The organism is Weizmannia sp. FSL W8-0676 (genome assembly GCF_038593015.1).
GTDB lineage: Bacteria > Bacillota > Bacilli > Bacillales > Bacillaceae_C > Weizmannia > Weizmannia coagulans.
The window spans coordinates 1071928-1089662 of sequence record NZ_CP151954.1; the positions used below are offsets into that span (position 1 = coordinate 1071928).

The 17735-nt window shown below is 45.4% G+C and carries 15 protein-coding genes and 4 pseudogenes; 12 read left to right on the forward strand and 7 right to left on the reverse strand.

Annotated features, from left to right (window positions below; all coding sequences use genetic code 11):
* Positions 1-123: 123 nt before the first annotated feature.
* The 4 genes and pseudogenes from typA to NST20_RS05155 all read left to right on the forward strand — a co-directional run.
* Positions 124-1968, forward strand: a complete 1845-nt coding sequence (gene typA, locus NST20_RS05140; RefSeq protein WP_342400208.1) for a translational GTPase TypA — start codon at positions 124-126, stop codon at positions 1966-1968.
* 64 nt (positions 1969-2032) lie between these two features.
* Positions 2033-2365, forward strand: coding sequence for a YlaH-like family protein (locus NST20_RS05145; RefSeq protein WP_029141726.1), 333 nt, complete (start codon positions 2033-2035; stop codon positions 2363-2365).
* Between the two features lie 188 nt (positions 2366-2553).
* Positions 2554-3675: pseudogene (locus tag NST20_RS05150) on the forward strand (PIN domain-containing protein); the annotation flags it as partial.
* A 226-nt stretch (positions 3676-3901) separates the two neighbouring features.
* Positions 3902-4123 (forward strand): annotated as a pseudogene (locus NST20_RS05155) (PhoH family protein); the annotation flags it as partial.
* A gap of 63 nt (positions 4124-4186) precedes the next feature.
* Here the strand turns inward: NST20_RS05155 and NST20_RS05160 are convergent.
* Entirely contained in the window at positions 4187-4678 is a 492-nt protein-coding gene (locus NST20_RS05160) for a peptidyl-prolyl cis-trans isomerase (RefSeq protein ID WP_342400209.1), read from the reverse strand.
* Between the two features lie 490 nt (positions 4679-5168).
* Here NST20_RS05160 and NST20_RS05165 point away from each other — a divergent pair, with 490 nt between their 5' ends.
* Both NST20_RS05165 and NST20_RS05170 read left to right on the forward strand, forming a co-directional pair.
* Complete coding sequence (locus NST20_RS05165; protein ID WP_013858935.1) at positions 5169-5450, forward strand: YlaN family protein; 282 nt, start codon at positions 5169-5171, stop codon at positions 5448-5450.
* A gap of 178 nt (positions 5451-5628) precedes the next feature.
* Positions 5629-6846, forward strand: coding sequence for an FtsW/RodA/SpoVE family cell cycle protein (locus NST20_RS05170; RefSeq protein WP_013858936.1), 1218 nt, complete (start codon positions 5629-5631; stop codon positions 6844-6846).
* 177 nt (positions 6847-7023) lie between these two features.
* Here the strand turns inward: NST20_RS05170 and NST20_RS05175 are convergent, their stop codons facing one another.
* On the reverse strand, positions 7024-7971 hold the full coding sequence (locus NST20_RS05175) for a heme A synthase (protein ID WP_061566750.1): 948 nt from the start codon (positions 7969-7971) through the stop codon (positions 7024-7026).
* Between the two features lie 480 nt (positions 7972-8451).
* On the opposite strand from NST20_RS05175, the gene cyoE reads away from it, so the two are divergent.
* Positions 8452-9366 (forward strand): heme o synthase, encoded by a 915-nt coding sequence (cyoE, locus tag NST20_RS05180; protein ID WP_061574861.1) that lies wholly within the window; start codon positions 8452-8454, stop codon positions 9364-9366.
* Between the two features lie 244 nt (positions 9367-9610).
* Here cyoE and NST20_RS05185 read toward each other — a convergent pair whose 3' ends face one another.
* The gene (locus NST20_RS05185; protein WP_342399478.1) at positions 9611-11074 is read right to left on the reverse strand and encodes a transposase; all 1464 of its coding nucleotides are present in this window, start codon (positions 11072-11074) and stop codon (positions 9611-9613) included.
* A gap of 414 nt (positions 11075-11488) precedes the next feature.
* Here NST20_RS05185 and NST20_RS05190 point away from each other — a divergent pair.
* Positions 11489-11800, forward strand: a pseudogene (locus NST20_RS05190) (cytochrome c oxidase subunit II transmembrane domain-containing protein); the annotation flags it as partial.
* Here NST20_RS05190 and NST20_RS05195 read toward each other — a convergent pair.
* Positions 11793-12017, reverse strand: a pseudogene (locus NST20_RS05195) (YugN family protein); the annotation flags it as partial. The pseudogenes NST20_RS05190 and NST20_RS05195 sit on opposite strands and share 8 nt — an antisense overlap.
* 251 nt (positions 12018-12268) lie before the next feature.
* On the opposite strand from NST20_RS05195, the gene NST20_RS05200 reads away from it, so the two are divergent.
* Positions 12269-13288 carry a CAP domain-containing protein gene (locus NST20_RS05200; protein WP_017552183.1) on the forward strand — a complete coding sequence of 340 codons (1020 nt, stop codon included), beginning with the start codon at positions 12269-12271 and terminating at the stop codon, positions 13286-13288.
* A 100-nt stretch (positions 13289-13388) separates the two neighbouring features.
* Here NST20_RS05200 and NST20_RS05205 read toward each other — a convergent pair whose 3' ends face one another.
* Positions 13389-13868 (reverse strand): PaaI family thioesterase, encoded by a 480-nt coding sequence (locus tag NST20_RS05205; RefSeq protein WP_342400210.1) that lies wholly within the window; start codon positions 13866-13868, stop codon positions 13389-13391.
* Positions 13869-14048: 180 nt separating this feature from the next.
* Here NST20_RS05205 and NST20_RS05210 point away from each other — a divergent pair, with 180 nt between their 5' ends.
* The 3 genes from NST20_RS05210 to NST20_RS05220 all read left to right on the forward strand — a co-directional run bounded on the left by NST20_RS05210 (position 14049) and on the right by NST20_RS05220 (position 15147).
* Positions 14049-14441, forward strand: coding sequence for a YlbD family protein (locus NST20_RS05210; RefSeq protein WP_014095586.1), 393 nt, complete (start codon positions 14049-14051; stop codon positions 14439-14441).
* A 15-nt stretch (positions 14442-14456) separates the two neighbouring features.
* Positions 14457-14696 carry a YlbE-like family protein gene (locus NST20_RS05215; RefSeq protein WP_328229499.1) on the forward strand — a complete coding sequence of 80 codons (240 nt, stop codon included), beginning with the start codon at positions 14457-14459 and terminating at the stop codon, positions 14694-14696.
* Positions 14697-14769: 73 nt separating this feature from the next.
* Positions 14770-15147: a hypothetical protein gene (locus NST20_RS05220; protein WP_326241790.1), complete on the forward strand. Its 378-nt coding sequence runs from the start codon at positions 14770-14772 to the stop codon at positions 15145-15147.
* Positions 15148-15496: 349 nt separating this feature from the next.
* Here NST20_RS05220 and gap read toward each other — a convergent pair whose 3' ends face one another.
* Both gap and NST20_RS05230 read right to left on the reverse strand, forming a co-directional pair.
* On the reverse strand, positions 15497-16513 hold the full coding sequence (gene gap, locus NST20_RS05225) for a type I glyceraldehyde-3-phosphate dehydrogenase (RefSeq protein WP_342400211.1): 1017 nt from the start codon (positions 16511-16513) through the stop codon (positions 15497-15499).
* 190 nt (positions 16514-16703) lie between these two features.
* Complete coding sequence (locus tag NST20_RS05230) at positions 16704-17642, reverse strand: DMT family transporter (protein ID WP_342400212.1); 939 nt, start codon at positions 17640-17642, stop codon at positions 16704-16706.
* Positions 17643-17735 lie beyond the last annotated feature (93 nt).

A 17735-nucleotide genomic window follows, 5' to 3' on the forward strand; every position in this document is an offset into this window, starting at 1 on the left:
CGGTGAACCTCCCTTTCCCCTTATTTTACCGAAAACGTTTTAATAAAGCCAGCATTGTGTTATAATATTTTAGTTAAAGGTATAGACTAACATAGATTTGCGTTTAGGCAGGAGGAAATGTTTTTGAAAAGAAGAGAAGATTTACGCAACATTGCCATTATCGCGCACGTAGACCATGGGAAGACGACGCTTGTGGACCAGCTGCTGAAGCAGTCCGGTACTTTCCGTGCCAATGAGCATGTTGAAGAACGTGCAATGGACTCCAATGATCTGGAACGGGAAAGAGGCATTACGATTCTTGCCAAAAACACGGCAGTTCATTATAAAGATAAGAAAATCAATATTTTGGATACTCCGGGACATGCCGACTTTGGCGGCGAAGTCGAACGGATTATGAAAATGGTGGACGGGGTCTTGCTTGTGGTGGATGCCTATGAAGGCTGCATGCCGCAGACGCGTTTCGTGCTGAAAAAAGCGCTGGAACAAAACCTGACGCCGATTGTGGTCGTAAACAAAATTGACCGCGATTTTGCACGCCCTGAAGAAGTGGTCGATGAAGTGCTTGAATTATTTATTGAACTGGATGCCAATGATGAACAGCTGGAATTTCCGGTTGTGTATGCTTCCGCCATTAACGGGACGGCAAGCCTCGATCCGGATCCGGCCAAACAGGAAGAAAATATGAAAGTGCTGTTTGATACGATTATCGAACATATTCCGGCACCTATCGACAACCGCGAAGAACCGCTCCAGTTCCAGGTTGCGCTGCTTGATTACAACGATTATGTCGGGCGGATCGGCATCGGCCGCGTTTTCCGCGGGAAAATGCATGTCGGCCAGCAGGTGGCATTGATGAAGCTGGACGGCAGCGTCAAGCAGTTCCGTGTCACCAAAATGTTCGGTTTCTTCGGGCTGAAACGGGAAGAAATCGAGGAAGCATATGCCGGGGATTTGATTGCGGTGTCCGGAATGGAAGACATCAATGTCGGGGAAACGGTCTGCCCGGTTGAACACCAGGAAGCGCTGACGCCGCTCCGCATTGATGAGCCGACTTTGCAAATGACTTTCCTTGTCAATAACAGCCCGTTTGCCGGCCGTGAAGGAAAATTTGTGACAGCGCGGAAAATTGAAGAACGGCTCCGTTCACAGCTGCAGACGGATGTCAGCTTGCGCGTTGAAAACACCGACTCTCCGGATGCATGGGTTGTGTCCGGGCGGGGGGAACTGCATTTATCCATTTTAATTGAAAATATGCGCCGCGAAGGGTTTGAACTGCAGGTTTCAAAGCCGAAAGTGATCATTAAAGAAATCGACGGCGTCAAATGCGAACCGGTGGAACGCGTCCAAATCGATACGCCGGAAGAATATACCGGTTCGATTATTGAGTCGCTCGGTTCTCGGAAAGGCGAAATGCTCGATATGATCAATAACGGCAATGGACAAGTCCGCCTGATTTTCAATGTCCCGGCCCGCGGATTGATCGGCTATACGACCGAATTTATGACGCTCACAAGAGGCTACGGCATTTTAAACCATACGTTTGATTCCTACCAGCCGATGCAGCCAGGACGCGTCGGCGGCCGCAGAAACGGCGTTCTCGTCTCCATGGAAACGGGCAAAGCCACGACATACGGCATGATGCAGGTGGAAGACCGCGGCACGCTGTTTGTTGAGCCGGGCACGGACATTTATGAAGGCATGATCGTCGGGGAAAACTCCCGTGAAAATGATATTGCCGTCAATATTACGAAGGCAAAACACGCGACAAACGTCCGTTCGGCAACAAAAGACCAGACGGCGGTCATCAAAAAGCCGCGCATTATGTCGCTGGAACAGGCGCTCGAATACCTGAACGATGACGAATATTGCGAAGTGACGCCGGAATCGATCCGGCTGCGCAAAAAAATCCTGAATAAGAGCGAGCGCGAAAAAGCGCAGAAACGGGCAAAAGCAGCAGAGAATGCATAAACAAAGAATAGGGCCGGCACGACCCTATTCTTTCATCTATTCAAAGGGGAAAAGGGGAGATAGGATGACAAGCGAGGCGGTTCACCACCAATTGTCATTTTTTGCGGCATTGTACAAAGTGGATGAAAACCCGGAACCGGGGATGTGGCTCTTGTATCTCACCATCGTCGTTCTCTCGGTCATTGTCTACCGGCTCGGATTTGCGAGAAAATTGCCGGCTCTGAAATCTGCTGTCATTTATGTGCTGCTCCTTATGGGATGCACGCTGCTCACGTTTTTTGCAATCTTTTTGCCTGTAGGGGAATCACTCTGTTTAGCGGCTGTTGTGCTTGGCGTTTACAAAATCCGCCTGTACCAGCATAAAAAAACTGAAAAAAAGGGACGTTTTCCAATGTAGCACGCTTCCGGGGGCCGGAAGCTTTTTTTTGCGCCGCAAAAAGCCCCGGACGCGTGCAATGATTCTAACCGGACTTGCCCGTACATATACTTTAGCAGTGCCTGGTCCTTTGTCCAATCCCAGCGATGAACAGGTCACACCGCGCTCACATAAACTAACATAATCCAAGTGAAGCAGGGGGCATCGATTTGAAGAAAATATACGTCTTGGATACCAATGTATTGCTCCAGGATCCATATGCCATCTTTTCTTTTGAAGATAATGAGATTGTCATACCGGCTGTTGTACTGGAAGAAGTGGATTCCAAAAAACGAAATATGGACGAAATCGGCAGAAATGCGCGCCAGGTATCCAAATTAATGGACGGTTTCCGGCAAGCCGGAAAACTGCATGAGAAAATCCCGCTTGAAAACGGCGGCGTGCTCAGAATTGAGCTGAATCACCGCTCATTTCACCAGCTGCAGGATATTTTCGTGGAAAAAACAAATGACAACCGGATCCTCGCGGTTGCGAAAAATTTATCGCTGGAAGAAGAGAGAAAAGAAAATGGCCGCCCGGTAATTCTTGTCAGCAAAGATGCACTCGTCCGGGTGAAGGCGGACGCGCTCGGCCTGTTGGCGGAGGATTTTTTAAACGACCGTGTCGTAAGCCTCGACCATCTTTATACCGGGCAAATGGAAATGTATATCAGCCCCGATTTATTGAAACGGTTTTATGAAAAGCAGGAACTGGCACTGAGTGAAATTGCCAATCATCCGTTCTACCCGAACCAATTTTTGATTTTGAAAGATGCGCTCGGCAGCTCGGCTTCCGCCATCGGCATTGTGGACCAGGCGGGAAAGATGGTGAGGAAACTTTTTAACGTGCAGGATGCTGTCTGGGGAATCAAGCCGAGAAACGCCCAGCAGTGGATGGCGATGGAACTTTTGCTGCGCCCTGATATTCCGCTTGTCACCCTGACCGGGAAAGCGGGAACGGGCAAAATATTGCTTGCCCTTGCTGCAGGCCTGATGCAGACGGAAGATTTGCATGATTATAAAAAGCTTTTGGTCGCGCGCCCGATTGTCCCGTTTGGCAAAGATATCGGCTATTTGCCGGGAGAAAAGCAGGAAAAGCTGCGGCCGTGGATGCAGCCCATCTACGATAATCTTGAGTTTTTGTTTAATACGAAGAAAGCAGGGGAAATTGACGGGATTCTCTCCGGCATGAGTTCGATTGAGGTAGAGGCGCTAACTTATATCCGCGGGCGCAGCATCCCGGGGCAATATATCATTATTGATGAGGCGCAAAATTTATCCAAGCATGAAGTAGGGCTTGCTGAACGAATCCGATTATGGCTTGTATCTGATTTGTCAGCAAGCTCTACCTCAATATCATAGGAGAATGCATCTGCGAAAATGCTTTATTCTGTCCTCTCTGTATGTTGAATCAGCTTTAGAGTGCAAAGTTTTTCCTGCATTTTTTATAAAACCCTTGCATTTAAAGTTCGGCCAAAGCTGTCAGTATCCTTACCAAGTCTAGGACTTTTGCTTATTCAGCAAGCCCGAAGTAAAGACGATTTTAACAAGGGTAGGGGAGCAGAGTAAAATCGTGTTAATGGGAGATCCGGAACAAATTGACCATCCGTATTTGGATGCTTACAATAACGGGCTGACGTACGTCGTTGAGAAGTTTAAAGATGTGCCGCTTGCCGGACATGTGAAGCTGCTAAAGGGCGAGCGCTCAAAACTCGCGCAAATCGCGGCAGACCTGTTGTAAGGGCATGAAAAAACCGGGAGCAGACGCCTCAGGATGTTTTAGCGCTGCCCCCGGCATCCGGGATTATTCAATGCGGATACCGGTTACATATTTGACCGGTTTTTCCCGGTTTGAACCGTCATCCAATAAAATGTGAAGCGGGCCGTCTTCTTTCAGCGCTTCTCCTTTAAAAGAAAAGGCAGCAATGAAATGGCCGGCCATTTCAAGTGGATAAGCGACAGGCCCGTTCTTTGTTTCAAACACGATTTTTTCCGCATCTTCCAGCGGCTCCGCATTTTGGATGAACAGGCCGACCGGAATGCCAAATGTCCCGGTTTTTAGATGGTGCCGTTTAAACTTTGGCTTTGTCCTTACAGCAGCCTGCGGATCAGCCCCTTCTGCCATGGCTTTATCAAAATATTTGCCGGTTTTCTTTAAGTAGGCTTCTTCCTGGCTGGTTTCCTGCTTTTCTTCGTCGAAATATGTATCAAGATCGATTTTCCGGTCATCAAATATCCAAGTGCCGACATCAAGTGTAATCGGAAACTTCACTTTTCCCTTTATTTGCATAATCATCATTGTGGCCCCTTTCTGTCCGTCTATACAGCATTATACCTTTTACGGCTGCCCGTGTCACTTGAAAGCGTATAAAAACAGCCCGGCCGACGGGCAAGCGCCCTCCGCATTTCTTTGTCCAGCCGCGGGCGCTGTCGGCTAATGAATTTCCAGTCCCCTCCCCTACGATAAGTCAGCATCGGTTCGCCTGCGGCTCACCGTGCTTCCTTTATCCCACATTAACGGGCAGTAAGCCCCCCGCCACAAGTATAATGAAAATATGGCACAATTGGCTAAGCGGGGGTCAACTGCCCGTAAATGTCCGATTGGTTCAACTTGCAATCATCAAGGCCTTGGCCTTGATGATTGCAGTTTCACTCAATCTCAGTTCGGGGACTATGAAATTCATACGCCGACGGGCAAGCGCCCTCCGCATTTCGTATAACTTGCAAAATCACGGTTTTAAAGGTACAATTTTTAATTAGATTGATATGTGAACGGGGGGATCAATTTGGCGTCTGAAACAAAGGTGAACCACCGAGAAAAAGCATACAGCCTGCTCAAGGCGGACGCAGAAAAGATATTAAAATTAATTCAGGTTCAAATGGATAACTTAACGATGCCCCAATGCCCTTTATATGAGGAAGTGTTGGATACACAAATGTTTGGTTTATCCCGTGAAATAGATTTTGCGGTCCGGCTCGGCTTAGTGGATGCCGGTGACGGAAAGCGGCTTCTTGATTCGCTTGAACAGGAACTGTCCCTTTTGCATGATGCATATATAAAAAAATGATGTTGAAAACTCAAACGATGTTCCGGTTGTTTGAGTTTTTTATTTTTTGAAAAAGGGCCAGGCAATGGCGGCCGGCGAAAAAGATGTTATAATTTAAAAATAACGGCAGGAGTTTTTTTAAAACGGTAGAATATTTTTTATCAAGAATGTTGCAGTTTTTACGGATTGGAAGGTTTCTATGCTGAAAAAAATCTTAAAATCATTCGACTACTCGGTCATCATTGTCTACCTGCTTCTTTGCTTATTCGGTTTGGTAATGATTTACAGTTCCAGCATGGTGATTGCAGTGCAGCGTTACGGGATGGACAGCGCCTATTTTTACAACAAGCAGAAAATCAATTTGGCCCTTGCTCTCCTTGCGTTTACCGTCACGGCTTTTCTCCCGTATAAACTATACGCGAGCAAAAAATTCCTTGCGTTGCTGATGTGCGGGTCGATGTTCGGGCTTTTGGCGCTGTTTATTTTCGGCCATACATCGAACAACGCGCAAAGCTGGTTCCGGCTCGGTTCCAGTTCCGTGCAGCCATCGGAATTTGTGAAGGTTGCGATTATTATTTACCTGTCCGCCGTGTATGCCAAGAAACAGGCATACATTGACATCTTCAACAAAGGGGTTGTCCCGCCGCTGATCTTCCTTATCGTTGTTTGTTTCCTGGTTGCGATCCAGCCGGATATCGGGACGGCGACCATTATTTTTGGGATTGGCTGCACGATCATCATTGCATCCGGCATGCGCCTGAAAACCATGCTGAAGCTGGCTGGGCTTGGTCTTGCATTTGCCGTCCTGCTGTCGCCGTTTCTTTTTTTGGAAAAGGACAAAATCTTTACGCCGGTTAAGATCGCACGGTTTACAGGCTATTTGAATCCTTTTCAGAACGAAGGCGGGGAAGGCCTTCAGCTCGTAAACTCCTATATTGCGATCGGGTCTGGCGGGCTGAAAGGGCAGGGGCTCGGGGAAAGCATCCAAAAACTCGGTTATCTTCCGGAGCCCCATACCGATTTTATTATGGCCATTATTGCCGAAGAACTCGGGGCTTTTGGCGTCCTGTTTGTAATCGGCGGGCTTTGCTACCTTGTGCTGCGCGGCATATATATCGGCATCCATTCAAAAGACCAGTTCGGAAGCCTGCTTGCCATCGGAATTTCCGGCATGATTGCCATCCAAACATTTATCAATCTGGGCGGCGTCTGCGGCCTGATTCCAATTACGGGGGTGACATTGCCGTTTATCAGCTACGGCGGTTCATCGCTTCTGATTTTGTCCCTTTCACTCGGCATTCTGGTTAATGTGGGCATGTTTACAAAGTATGAGGAAAAGTATAGACACAAACAGGAAAAGCCGCAGGAAGCGGATGATGCAAACCGGAGGCCGTATCAGGTCTATTCAAGGCCGTAACGAAAAAAAACAGGCGCGCGGCAGAGATAAAGCAGAGGCTAAAATAAAAGGCGCAAGGTTTTATGCCTTGCGCCTTTTCTGCTTATCTTGCGTAAGCCCTTTTCTGCCTTGTTTTGCAACAGGACAGCTTTTTTATTTTTCAGGCCGCAACAGGCGGCACTATTGTTTTTTCGGAACTCAGCGGACCCGGGCTTTTTTCAGCGGAAGGCTGTCTTTGCTTTTGGCAAATTGTTTTACTCTCCCGACAACAAGGTTCAAATAACATAACACGCCGAACAGGCAGGAAATGAAAAATGCGTGCAGGAGGGTGAAAGTAAGATTCATCCTCGTAAAAACGACCATGGCGCCTGACACAGCCTGCAGGCAGACAAGCACGAACGAAATGATCCATCCCCAGTAAATGACACGCTGGTTTTGATAATGTCTTACGGCTCTAAAGGTGATATAAGCAATCCAGACAAAGATGAGGAGTGCCGCCGTCCGGTGGCCCATCTGCACCCATTCGTACCGGTTTCCGGGCAGGGAAGGGTCGCTGTTCACACAAAATGGGAAATCCCGGCAAACAAGGCTTGCGTTCATATGGCGAACAAGCGCGCCCGTATAGACGACGATAAAGCTGTAAACGGTCACGCCGATCGTATGCCGTTTCATGCTTTTTTCAAGGACAAGCCTGCCTGCGTCAAATTTCTGGTCCCATTCAAATACCATCAAAGTCAGCATCAGCACGGACGCAAACGAAATGAGAGAGACGCCGAAATGGAGCGCCATCACAAGATCGGATGAACCCCAGACGACTGCCGCCATGCCGAGAAATGCCTGCAAAAGCAGAAAAATGACGGAAATAATGGATAAAAATTTCGTTTCTTTTTTATGGCCGATTGCAAACCATGACCAAATGGCAAGCGCAAAGACAAGAAACGATGCGATGCCCGTACAAAATCTGTGTAGCCACTCGATCAGCGACTCGACAGTGAGCGGATCAGGGAAAATTTTGCCGTTGCAAAGCGGCCATTGGCGGCCGCAGCCAAGGCTTGAACCGGTATTGGTGACAAGTGCCCCGCCAATTAAAACCACCATCATCGATAAAGTTGTCACTACCCCGAGCCATTTTAAAGTTGTGCGCAATTGTTCCACCTTCTTTAATCTCATTTGTAAACATGTATCAGCAGCCGCAAATGCAACATACAGTCCCGCATCATTGCAACCGTTCATATAGTAGAAAATCCGTTCGGCAAGGTGCTTCTAACTATCATCTTATCGTAAAACAGCCTGAAGGAAAAATATTTATTTCCCATGACACAAATTTGCCATAAAAATGTGTCGAAAATATCACACCTTCGCGGCAATTTATGATTAAATATTATGTAGGCAGGTATATTCCGGAATTCCACATATTTGCATGCTGGAAAACTTATAAATGATCTTAGCAGGGCAATACCGTTACATACAGTTTTGATTAATAGCCAAAAAGGAAAAGATGGATTATAGTTGTAGTATACCGTTTTCCTTATTGGCATCGTAAAAACATTTGCAAAGGGAATCCGCAGGCAGCGTGTAAGGGCATTTTTTTTGAAGGGTTTTGAACAATTGGAAGGAGGGGCTATCGTGGCAGATAGTCGGACGATGAATACGACAACAAGGGTGAAAGCTGCAGACGCCTCTGCGTTTAAAGATTTTTTATCTTTGATTAAAATTGGAATTGTAAACTCAAATTTAATTACGGCATTTACCGGAATGTGGCTTGCGCTGGAACTGACAAACAGGCATTTTTTGCAGTCGCTGGACATTATGTTCCTCGCGATGGCGGGAACTGCACTGATTGTCGCCGGGTCGTGCAGCCTGAACAACTGGTATGACCAGGATATTGATGCGATTATGAAAAGCAAAAATTTCAGGCCGACGGTTACGGGCAGATTTTCAAACGCGAAAGTGCTTGCAATCGGCCTCGGATTTGTGGCTTTCGGCACGCTGCTATTGTTTTTGACCACCCCAATGGCGGGTCTGATCGGCCTGTTTGGCGCATTCAGCTATGTTGTGCTGTATACAATGTGGTCAAAACGAACCCTTGTCAGCAATACCGTGATCGGCAGTTTCGCCGGCGCTGTTCCCCCACTGATCGGCTGGGCGGCTGTTGACCCGCATCTCGGGATTGTGCCGTGGATGCTGTTTTTGCTTATGTTTATCTGGCAACCGCCGCATTTTTATGCGATTGCGATGAAAAAATGCGAAGAATACCGGGCAGCGGGCATTCCGATGCTTCCGGTTGTCAAAGGGTTTCAAATCACGAAATGGCATATGCTTATATGGGTGGCGCTGCTTATTCCGGTGCCGTTTTTCCTGAAACCGCTCGGCATTGGTTTTATCATCCTTGCGACATTGTTTAATCTGGGCTGGCTGGCATTAAGCCTGTCCGGTTTTAAAATGAAAAATGATTTAAAATGGGCGAAATGGATGTTTATTTATTCGCTGAACTATTTAACGATCTTGTTTGTAGCAATGGTGATCGCTACGCTTTTCTAAAGGGAGTTCTTTCTTGGAGCCTCTGCCAAAATAAAAATATACCCTTGAGCGAGGCTCTGGAAAATTAATTATCCCGGTTTTTTTGCCTTTTCATCCAGATTTTCAATTCAATAGAAGTAAAACGGTCATTTTCCTTCAAAAAAAGGGCATACGTATCCCGCCTTCACAAAATGGGTTTTTTTCACTACCCTTTGTGGAAAGGAAACGCTCATTTTATTTATTCACATATCCACCTGTGAATAACTTAATTTGCTCTTTGCAGCCGATTGCGTGTCCATCCACAATTGGCCTTTCCTGTCTGATGGTACGCCATATTTGCCATGATGTGCATAGATATCATGCATCGATCTACATGAGCTTCAACTGCCTGTTTCCCACGCTTGTGAACACGACGGAGACTGTATCCGTCTTTTAGAATGCCAAAGATTCTTTCGATGATCGTCCTGGCACTATATAACACTTCAAATGTGCGCCCATGTTGAGGCAACTCGACATCTACTTGAGGCGTTTGATCAAAGTCTATCCTAAATACTCTTCCTTGTGCTGCCCCATTACAACATTCCGCGTGATTCGCTAGCGGGCAGGTGAGACCTTCTTGCTTGGCATTTGGATGAAATACAGGACAAGTGTAAATATATTGCCCCTTTTCCCGATCAGATCCTCTAAGTTCCATTTTATGCCCACTGATACAGATGGGAGTGCCGTACCGGTTGATTTTTTCAATCCCTCGGGCGGTAGTTGGTTTATCTTTACGGTTCCGTGGATTGATCGGTGCCACCAATTTCGCCTGTAATACATCCTTTGTCACTTTTTGATTTTCCGGCGTTTGGTAGATTCCATCTGCCAGGATAAAGCTCAACTGCTCAGCCATCTCGGGGTGCTCTGTCTTAAACGTTTCCAATGTCGGTTCTAATGTTTTCCCATCGGGTGTATTTCCTTTAAATACTTCCCGCGTCAAAGGCAAACCGGATCTCACCCCGCATACCATTGATAATTTATGCGCAATATAGGAGACTGCATTACTTTTACGCATTACCCCTACATTGTCGTCCGTAAGGACTCTGGGGCAATCGCAATTACCCTCACAAGAACACGTCTTCCTTGTTTTATTCAAGGTTGCTTCTGCCTCTATATGCGATGTATCCACGGCGGCTGCTTCCTCATTCGTTTCAACCACGCCTTCCCCTTTATTATATTCAACAACCAATAGCCGGGCTTTTTCCCAAAGACCATTTGTTGTCATGATTTGATCAAAACGAGCAAAGGAACGGTAGCTCGGAATTTTCTCCGTAAATCCACACATGGTGGCAAATAGCGGGTTTGATTTCACTTGCAAATAGACACTCTCCACCATCACTTCAATATACTGTAAAGAGGCCAGTTCAAAAGCACGAAAAAAGGGCATGAAAGGATGCGGTTTTCTCCCTGCGGGAGAGGGACGAAATAATGAAGACGCAGACTTGTCTTCTTCCTCCGTTATTGAAAATAGTGCCGGTTGTATTTCATTAGAAGGATCATGTGCTCTTTCATTTTTTAGGTGCAAATATAAAAGGGTGTAGTATTCTCGTTCAATCGGCTTAAAAATCTCCCATGGGAAACACATGGCTGGAATGACAAATGGTATATCGGCATAGTCTTGCCAATTGTGGGGAATCAAATTTTGTTGTATTGAAAAGTCTCTGGTTTGTGTTAGAATAGAAATAGTCATGAAATCACTCCCTGGATATTTGGTCGTACTTATATCTTAACAAAGGAGTGGCTTTCATGGCTCTTTTTTTTCAAAAAAATCATCCTTTTCCGTTTTACAATATTTACCACAGGAATGAGTAGCTTAATCTATTGAAACCCGCCCAAAACCGACCAAAGTGGAAAAATTTAGACACTTATAATAAATAAATTTACCCCATTAAAATCAAAAACTCACAATTTATTTTTACATTTGTCATAATGTTCCTACAAACGTCTTTTTTCTTTAGTGGAATAAATCAACGACCTTTAATTGTCTGACTGCTTACAGTTTCAGGGGATATAGCATTTTGGCAAGGGCTCTTGCAAAAGAAATCCAATAGATTGCATCCTTGTTCTGACAGAAAGATACAGGAAAGAGGGGATTGGTAGAGCGATGAAACAGCGGCTACAAAAGGGGAGTTTGCTTTTTATTGTCACTTTGTTTATGGCCGCGCTTTCGGGCTGCGGCAAGCCATATTTGTCGGCGCTTGATCCTGCCGGTGAAGTGGCCCGGAAGCAGTATGATTTGATGATGTGGAGCGTTTGGATTATGGTGTTCGTCATGGTTGTCGTATTCGCCGTTTTCCTTGCCGTTCTCATACGGTTCAGGCGGAAAAAAGGGGACGAATCCATTCCAAAACAGGTAGCGGGGAATCATAAGCTTGAAATCTTATGGACCATTATTCCGATTGTTTTATTGATTTTAACTGAATCACGGCATCAAAAGAATCCACATCCCCCTCGGTTGCAACTCCCTGCACGCGAAGATAATAGGTGCCTTCCTGAATCGTAAATTTTCTATCATATGTGACGCGTTCATAATCCCATTGCCCGGCACGTACCATCTTGTGCCGCTCCATTACATCATCCAGCCGCGTCAGATCCACTTTCATATTTTCCAAACCCGTGTCATCAAACCGCAAAAATACCCCTCCCGTCCGCGCAATTAAAATCTTTCAATTTTATCTTATCTGAATACAAACATTTATGCAATGCAAATGTTCATACCGGCAAAAAAACCGGCTGCCCTTCGAGGAGGTGATTGAAAAAATTGGTGCTTTTCTGCTTAAAACTGTAAAATATATAATAAAATGAATTAAAGGAGAAAAAATTTACGGAACATCAAGAGAGGTGAAGTCACCTGCGTACCTTTTTAAAAACAGCCGCGATCCTTGTGATCATATTTCTGATCGGACTTTATGTCCAGCTTCGTCCTGAAAACGGCGTACTGCAAAACCATTCCTCTAACAAGAAAATGGATAACAGTTCTGACATTCATGACCACAGCAAGGATCAAACGTACAGCCGTCCGGATCATGGCATGTCGGTATATATCGGGAAACCTGTGAAAACGTTGACCACACATTTCGGAAAACCACAAAGGGTGGATCCGTCTCCATATGGTTATGATTGGTGGATTTATAAGAAAAAATCGACCGGTTACTTTCAGGCAGGCGTCAAAAACGGCAAGGTTACGACCATTTACGCTGTCGGAACCCGTTTAGACGTAGCCCCGTTTGAGATTGGAGAAAATGTAGAAAAAATTTACAGTTCCATTTTAATGGATACGGATATGACGGTGCAAACAAATGAAGGCACATACCGTTTTGAATTGTCGGAAGAAGATTTGAATATCCGCCCGCTTGTCCGTCTTGGGGATATCTATGCCCAGCTGGCGCTTGATAAGTTCAGCGGCAAATTGCTGTTTATCCGTTTTATGGATAAAAACACACTGACGATGCTGCATCCTTATGAAATGGTGTACCACGGAGAATTGCCCGAATCCGTTCCGGAGGATGATCCGAAATGGGTTGACGTAGAAAAGGCGAACGCCAGGCAAATTTTTGACCTTACAAACATTGTCAGGGCACGATTCGGTTTAAAAAAACTGGCCTGGAATACAGCTCTTTCCGAAGTGGCGTACAATCACAGCAAAGACATGGCTGACGACCATTATTTTTCGCATGTCTCCCCCAAATATGGAGACTTAAAAGAAAGATTAAAGAATGGGCATGTTTCTTATGCTGCGGCTGGGGAAAATATTGCCGCCCACTATACGGATGGTCCGGCTGCGGTGGAGGGATGGCTTAATTCAGAAGGCCACCGGAAAACATTGCTGGAGAAAGATTTCACCCATCTTGGCGTCGGGGTGTACCAGAAATACTATACCCAGGATTTCATGAAGGCACCATAGCCGGATACCGTTCCAGCTCAAGCTGGAGAGGGGTCCGGCTGATGTATGCATATAAGGCAGGCGGGCTGCCCGGGGCTTTTGGAAGGGTATTTCCGGCTTCTCATTTCAAAATGAAAAAAGAACCCGTGCAATGGGCGATCTTTGTCCCGTCATCCCGAAAAGCAGTGCCTTCCAGCACCATCGTTTGCGTGCCGCGATGGATTACCTTTGCCTTCGCTTTTAAGCGGCTTCCCGTCCCAGGGGCAATATAATGAATGGTGAGACTGGATGTAACAGCCTGCTGACCCGCCGGCAACAGGCGATTTGCCATCACGCCCATTGCTGTATCAAGCAGGGTTGCCGTTACACCGCCGTGAACGATGGAAAAGTTATTGTAGAGTAACGGCGTAACTGGAATGGTCACCTCGCATTCTTCCCCGTCGAAGTCCGCTTCCATCAAAAAGAGATCCTTGAAATATGTACGTTCGTTCCCGGCTTGTTTATTGGAAAGTCCGTTTAACATTTGCTGCAATACGATTAAGTCTTCTTCCGTTGCCGCTTGGACCACTTTTTCAAAAGTATGGTGTATTTCTTCTTTCATCTCCTGATACCTCTTTTAACGCGTTTTTTTTAAAAGCATACCCATATCGTATCAAAATTCACGGGAAATGAAAACCTTCACACCTGCTTGCTGCCGGCATATGCTGGATATGAGGAAGGTATGTGAACGTAACAGAAAGCCAACGTTCGAAAAAAATGTCTTCTCGCGGGGTGAGCGGAAATGGGAACGAAAAAATTGCATCCTTCCGTAGAAAAGTTTAAAGCTTTTACAAAAACCCATCCTTTGATTTTAAAAGAAGTCCGGGGCGGAAAAAAGTCTTTACAGGATTTCTTTGAAGAATGGTATATACTGGGCGAAGACGACCCGGTCTGGGAAAAATACGCGGCAGAAGGCAGTGAAACGAAGGAAAAAACGGGCGGGAGAAGCAGCTGGCTGAACCAGCTCGGCGCGATGCTCGAGAACCTGGATCCAGCACAGGTTCAGGGCCACTTGCAGCATTTGACGGAAGCGATTGCCGCCGTCCAAAATGTGATCACGCAGTTTACAGGGGGGCAGACGCCACAATCCCAGGCTCCCCAGCCGAAGGGCCCGTTTTCATTCAGAAAAGACTAGAGAGGAGCTGCACATATGCGGAACGAAGTAATGGAAGTCATCCGGCAGTCGAACGAATGGAAAACTTTTTTAAGGGAGCAGCCGGCGTGGTACCGGAAATTGTCAAGGCATCCCGAGGAACTGGAGCAGTTTCAAATTGCCGCGCTCCATTATTACCAGAAAACGATTCCGCAGCGGGTTGAAAAGTTTGCAAACGGGTTGCAAATGGCACAAATGATGATGCATATGATGCAGTCCATCTATGAACAAGGATGATTTCCGAAAAAATTTGCCTTTTTTGAGTAAATCAGCGCTTTCTTGCGGAAAATAACCGCAAGGAGTGATCGAAATGAAAATGGCTGCAGGATTCCTTGCTGTATGTTTGCTGTTTGCCGGCTGCAGCGGGCATATGCCGCGTAAAGAGCAGCGGGAAGCGGATGCTGCTTCCGTGGCAGAAAACCAGGCATCAGTCCGGTATTTTGTAAAAGACCGGGATCTGTTTGTGGAATGTATGATTCCAAGCGTCACCTTTTCAGGCAGCCGGCATGCCAAACCGGCAAAAATCAAAGTCTATGTGGATGGTGTATGGAAAGGCGAGTACAATACGGCTGCATTTGTTGTAAAAGGGCTTGAAAAAGGGGTACATACAGTGCAGCTGGAAGTAGTGGACAAAAGCACAGGCGCCCGCCTAGGCATTCACAGACAGTTTTATATTTCTGTCAGCTGATCGTATGGATACACACGAAAGCACATGATGGATGAAAAGAGCCTCAAGAAATTCCGTTCGTATATGTTGAAATACTGGGCCGCATTTTTGACCGGAGAGACAAGGCGAAGAACGTGTCGGAAGGTGTAAGAGGTCTGGGGGCAATGGGGTTGAACAAGATTTGTCGTGAAAGGTTAACAGAAACCATAGTACAGAGATGCTTGAGGCATCGAAGCGGTGCTTTTCACCGAAGAAGAAAGGATAAAATTCGTAAGGCAGGTGTCGTTCATTCTCTCACTAAAAATGCAGTCGTATAGTCAATTCATTAGGACTAATGACAAATTGACTATACGACCCCACCATTTTACATTTACCATTTAGCTATTTTGGCAAAGTATTCTAGCGTGCGAATCAGTTGTGCTGTGAAGGACATTTCATTGTCGTACCAAGAAACCGTTTTGACTAATTGAAAATCACCCGAAGATGTCACTTCCGTTTGAGTGGCATCAAAGATAGACCCGTGAGTATCTCCAATAATGTCACTTGAAACAATTTGGTCTTCGTTGTAAGCAAAGCTCTCATTAGCTGCATTCCTCATAGCGGTATTTACCTCATCCACAGTTACTTTCTTATCAAGCATAGTCACAAGTTCAGCCAATGAACCAGTAGGAGTTGCAACACGTTGTGCATGCCCTTGGAGTTTGCCGTTTAGTTCTGGTATTACTAAACCAATTGCTTTCGCTGCACCTGTAGTAGTTGGTACGGTATTAATCGCTGCTGCACGTGCACGGCGGAAATTGCCCTTCCGATGTGGACCATCAAGAATCATCTGATCACTTGTATAACTATGAATAGTGGTCATTGTTCCGACCTTAATTCCAAATTCCTTATTTAGAACATTAGCCATGGGAGCAAGACAGTTTGTCGTACATGAGCCGGGAGAGATAACTGTTTCTTCCCCTGTCAATGTATCATGATTAACATTAAATACTATTGTTTTGACATCAGCTCCACCGGGTGCTGTGATGATGACCTTTTTTGCACCACCATTAGCATGCAGATGCTTTTCAGCCTTTTCACGAGTTGTGAAGAGCCCGGTTGCCTCAAGAACGATCTCGACACCTGAACTAGCCCAGTCAATTTTCTCTGGATCTTTTTCTTGAGTCACTTTGACAAATTTACCGTTAACAAGAAAACCGTCCCTCTTTACTTCAACAGTACCATCAAAACGACCCTGAGTTGAGTCATACTTGAGAAGATGTGCAAGCATTGCAGGGTCAGTCAAATCATTGACCTGAACAATTTCTACTCCTTCCATATTTTGCGCACGCCGAAATGCTAACCGACCGATACGACCGAAGCCGTTAATCCCAACTTTAACAACCATTCTAGTGACCTCCTATAAATAGTTAAAAGCATATGAGACAATTTGAAAAATATTGGTACTTTTTCTAAAAGTAATAAACCAAAACCCTTTATCTTGGTAAAAACTTCATCCCCCAAAGCTCTGGCATGCTCAGTAATGGCCTCTAATTCACTTTAAAAATTACTCAAATAGAAAACGAGCCTCATGCCCTTTATTTACCATAATCCCATTTCCGACCTCCATACTGTTTAACCTCCTTCTTATTTAAAAAGAATAAGGATGAAACAACTAATAAGCCACCTACAACAAGCTGAATAGAAAATTGATCATGCAAACCTATGACCGAAAAAATAGTTGAAAAGAGAGGAACTAAAAATAGAAAACCACTTGCGATAGTTGCCCCTCTCTGATGTAGGCTATAAAACCATAAACCAAATGACCCAACACTTGCAGGAATAATGATCCATATAAACCAAATCCATCCCCAACTGCTGATATGTGTGGGATTATAGCTTTCATGCATAAGCGGAGATAAGATAAGCATGAATAGTCCTCCAAGCAATAGTTGCCAAGCTGTGAAAATCCATGATCCTTTATCAAAAGGAACTTTCTTCGTAATGACTGTATTGACAGCCCAACAGAATGAACCAAGCAATGCAAAGAGTAAGCCAATCCCCGCTCCGCTACTATCTAACCCCAAGCATACGACCACTCCTGCAATACCTAAAATCAATGAAATCATTTTCCAACGATTCAATTTATCGTTTAGCATAAAGTGTGCCATTACAGCTAACCATAAAGGATTTGTAAACAGAATAATGGATGACATGGACGATGAAACTCCAGCTGCCATTGAAAGATTGAGAAATCCCATTGTCCCCGTTGTCTGTAGGAGCCCAATCACAGCAACAAGTAGAAAACCTTTTTTCTTATCTCCCGCACTTTCCGGGATAAGTGTCTTAAACCCACCAGTTATTAGGGACCATAATAACATCAGGATTCCAGCAAGAAGAAATCTCCAACCGCCCAATAAAAACGGTGGTACATGTTCAACGGAAATTAGATATTTTCCTGTTGGAAATGATGAACCCATAAAAATGGTTGTAAGTAGGATAGCAATCAAAAAATTTTGATTTTTAGACTTTGCCATGTTCTTTCCCTCCTTTCATGTACAAAATGAACCAATATGATATAGTAGATGTGATGGGACTATAAGTTATAACGGGTATATTATTTGTCCCTA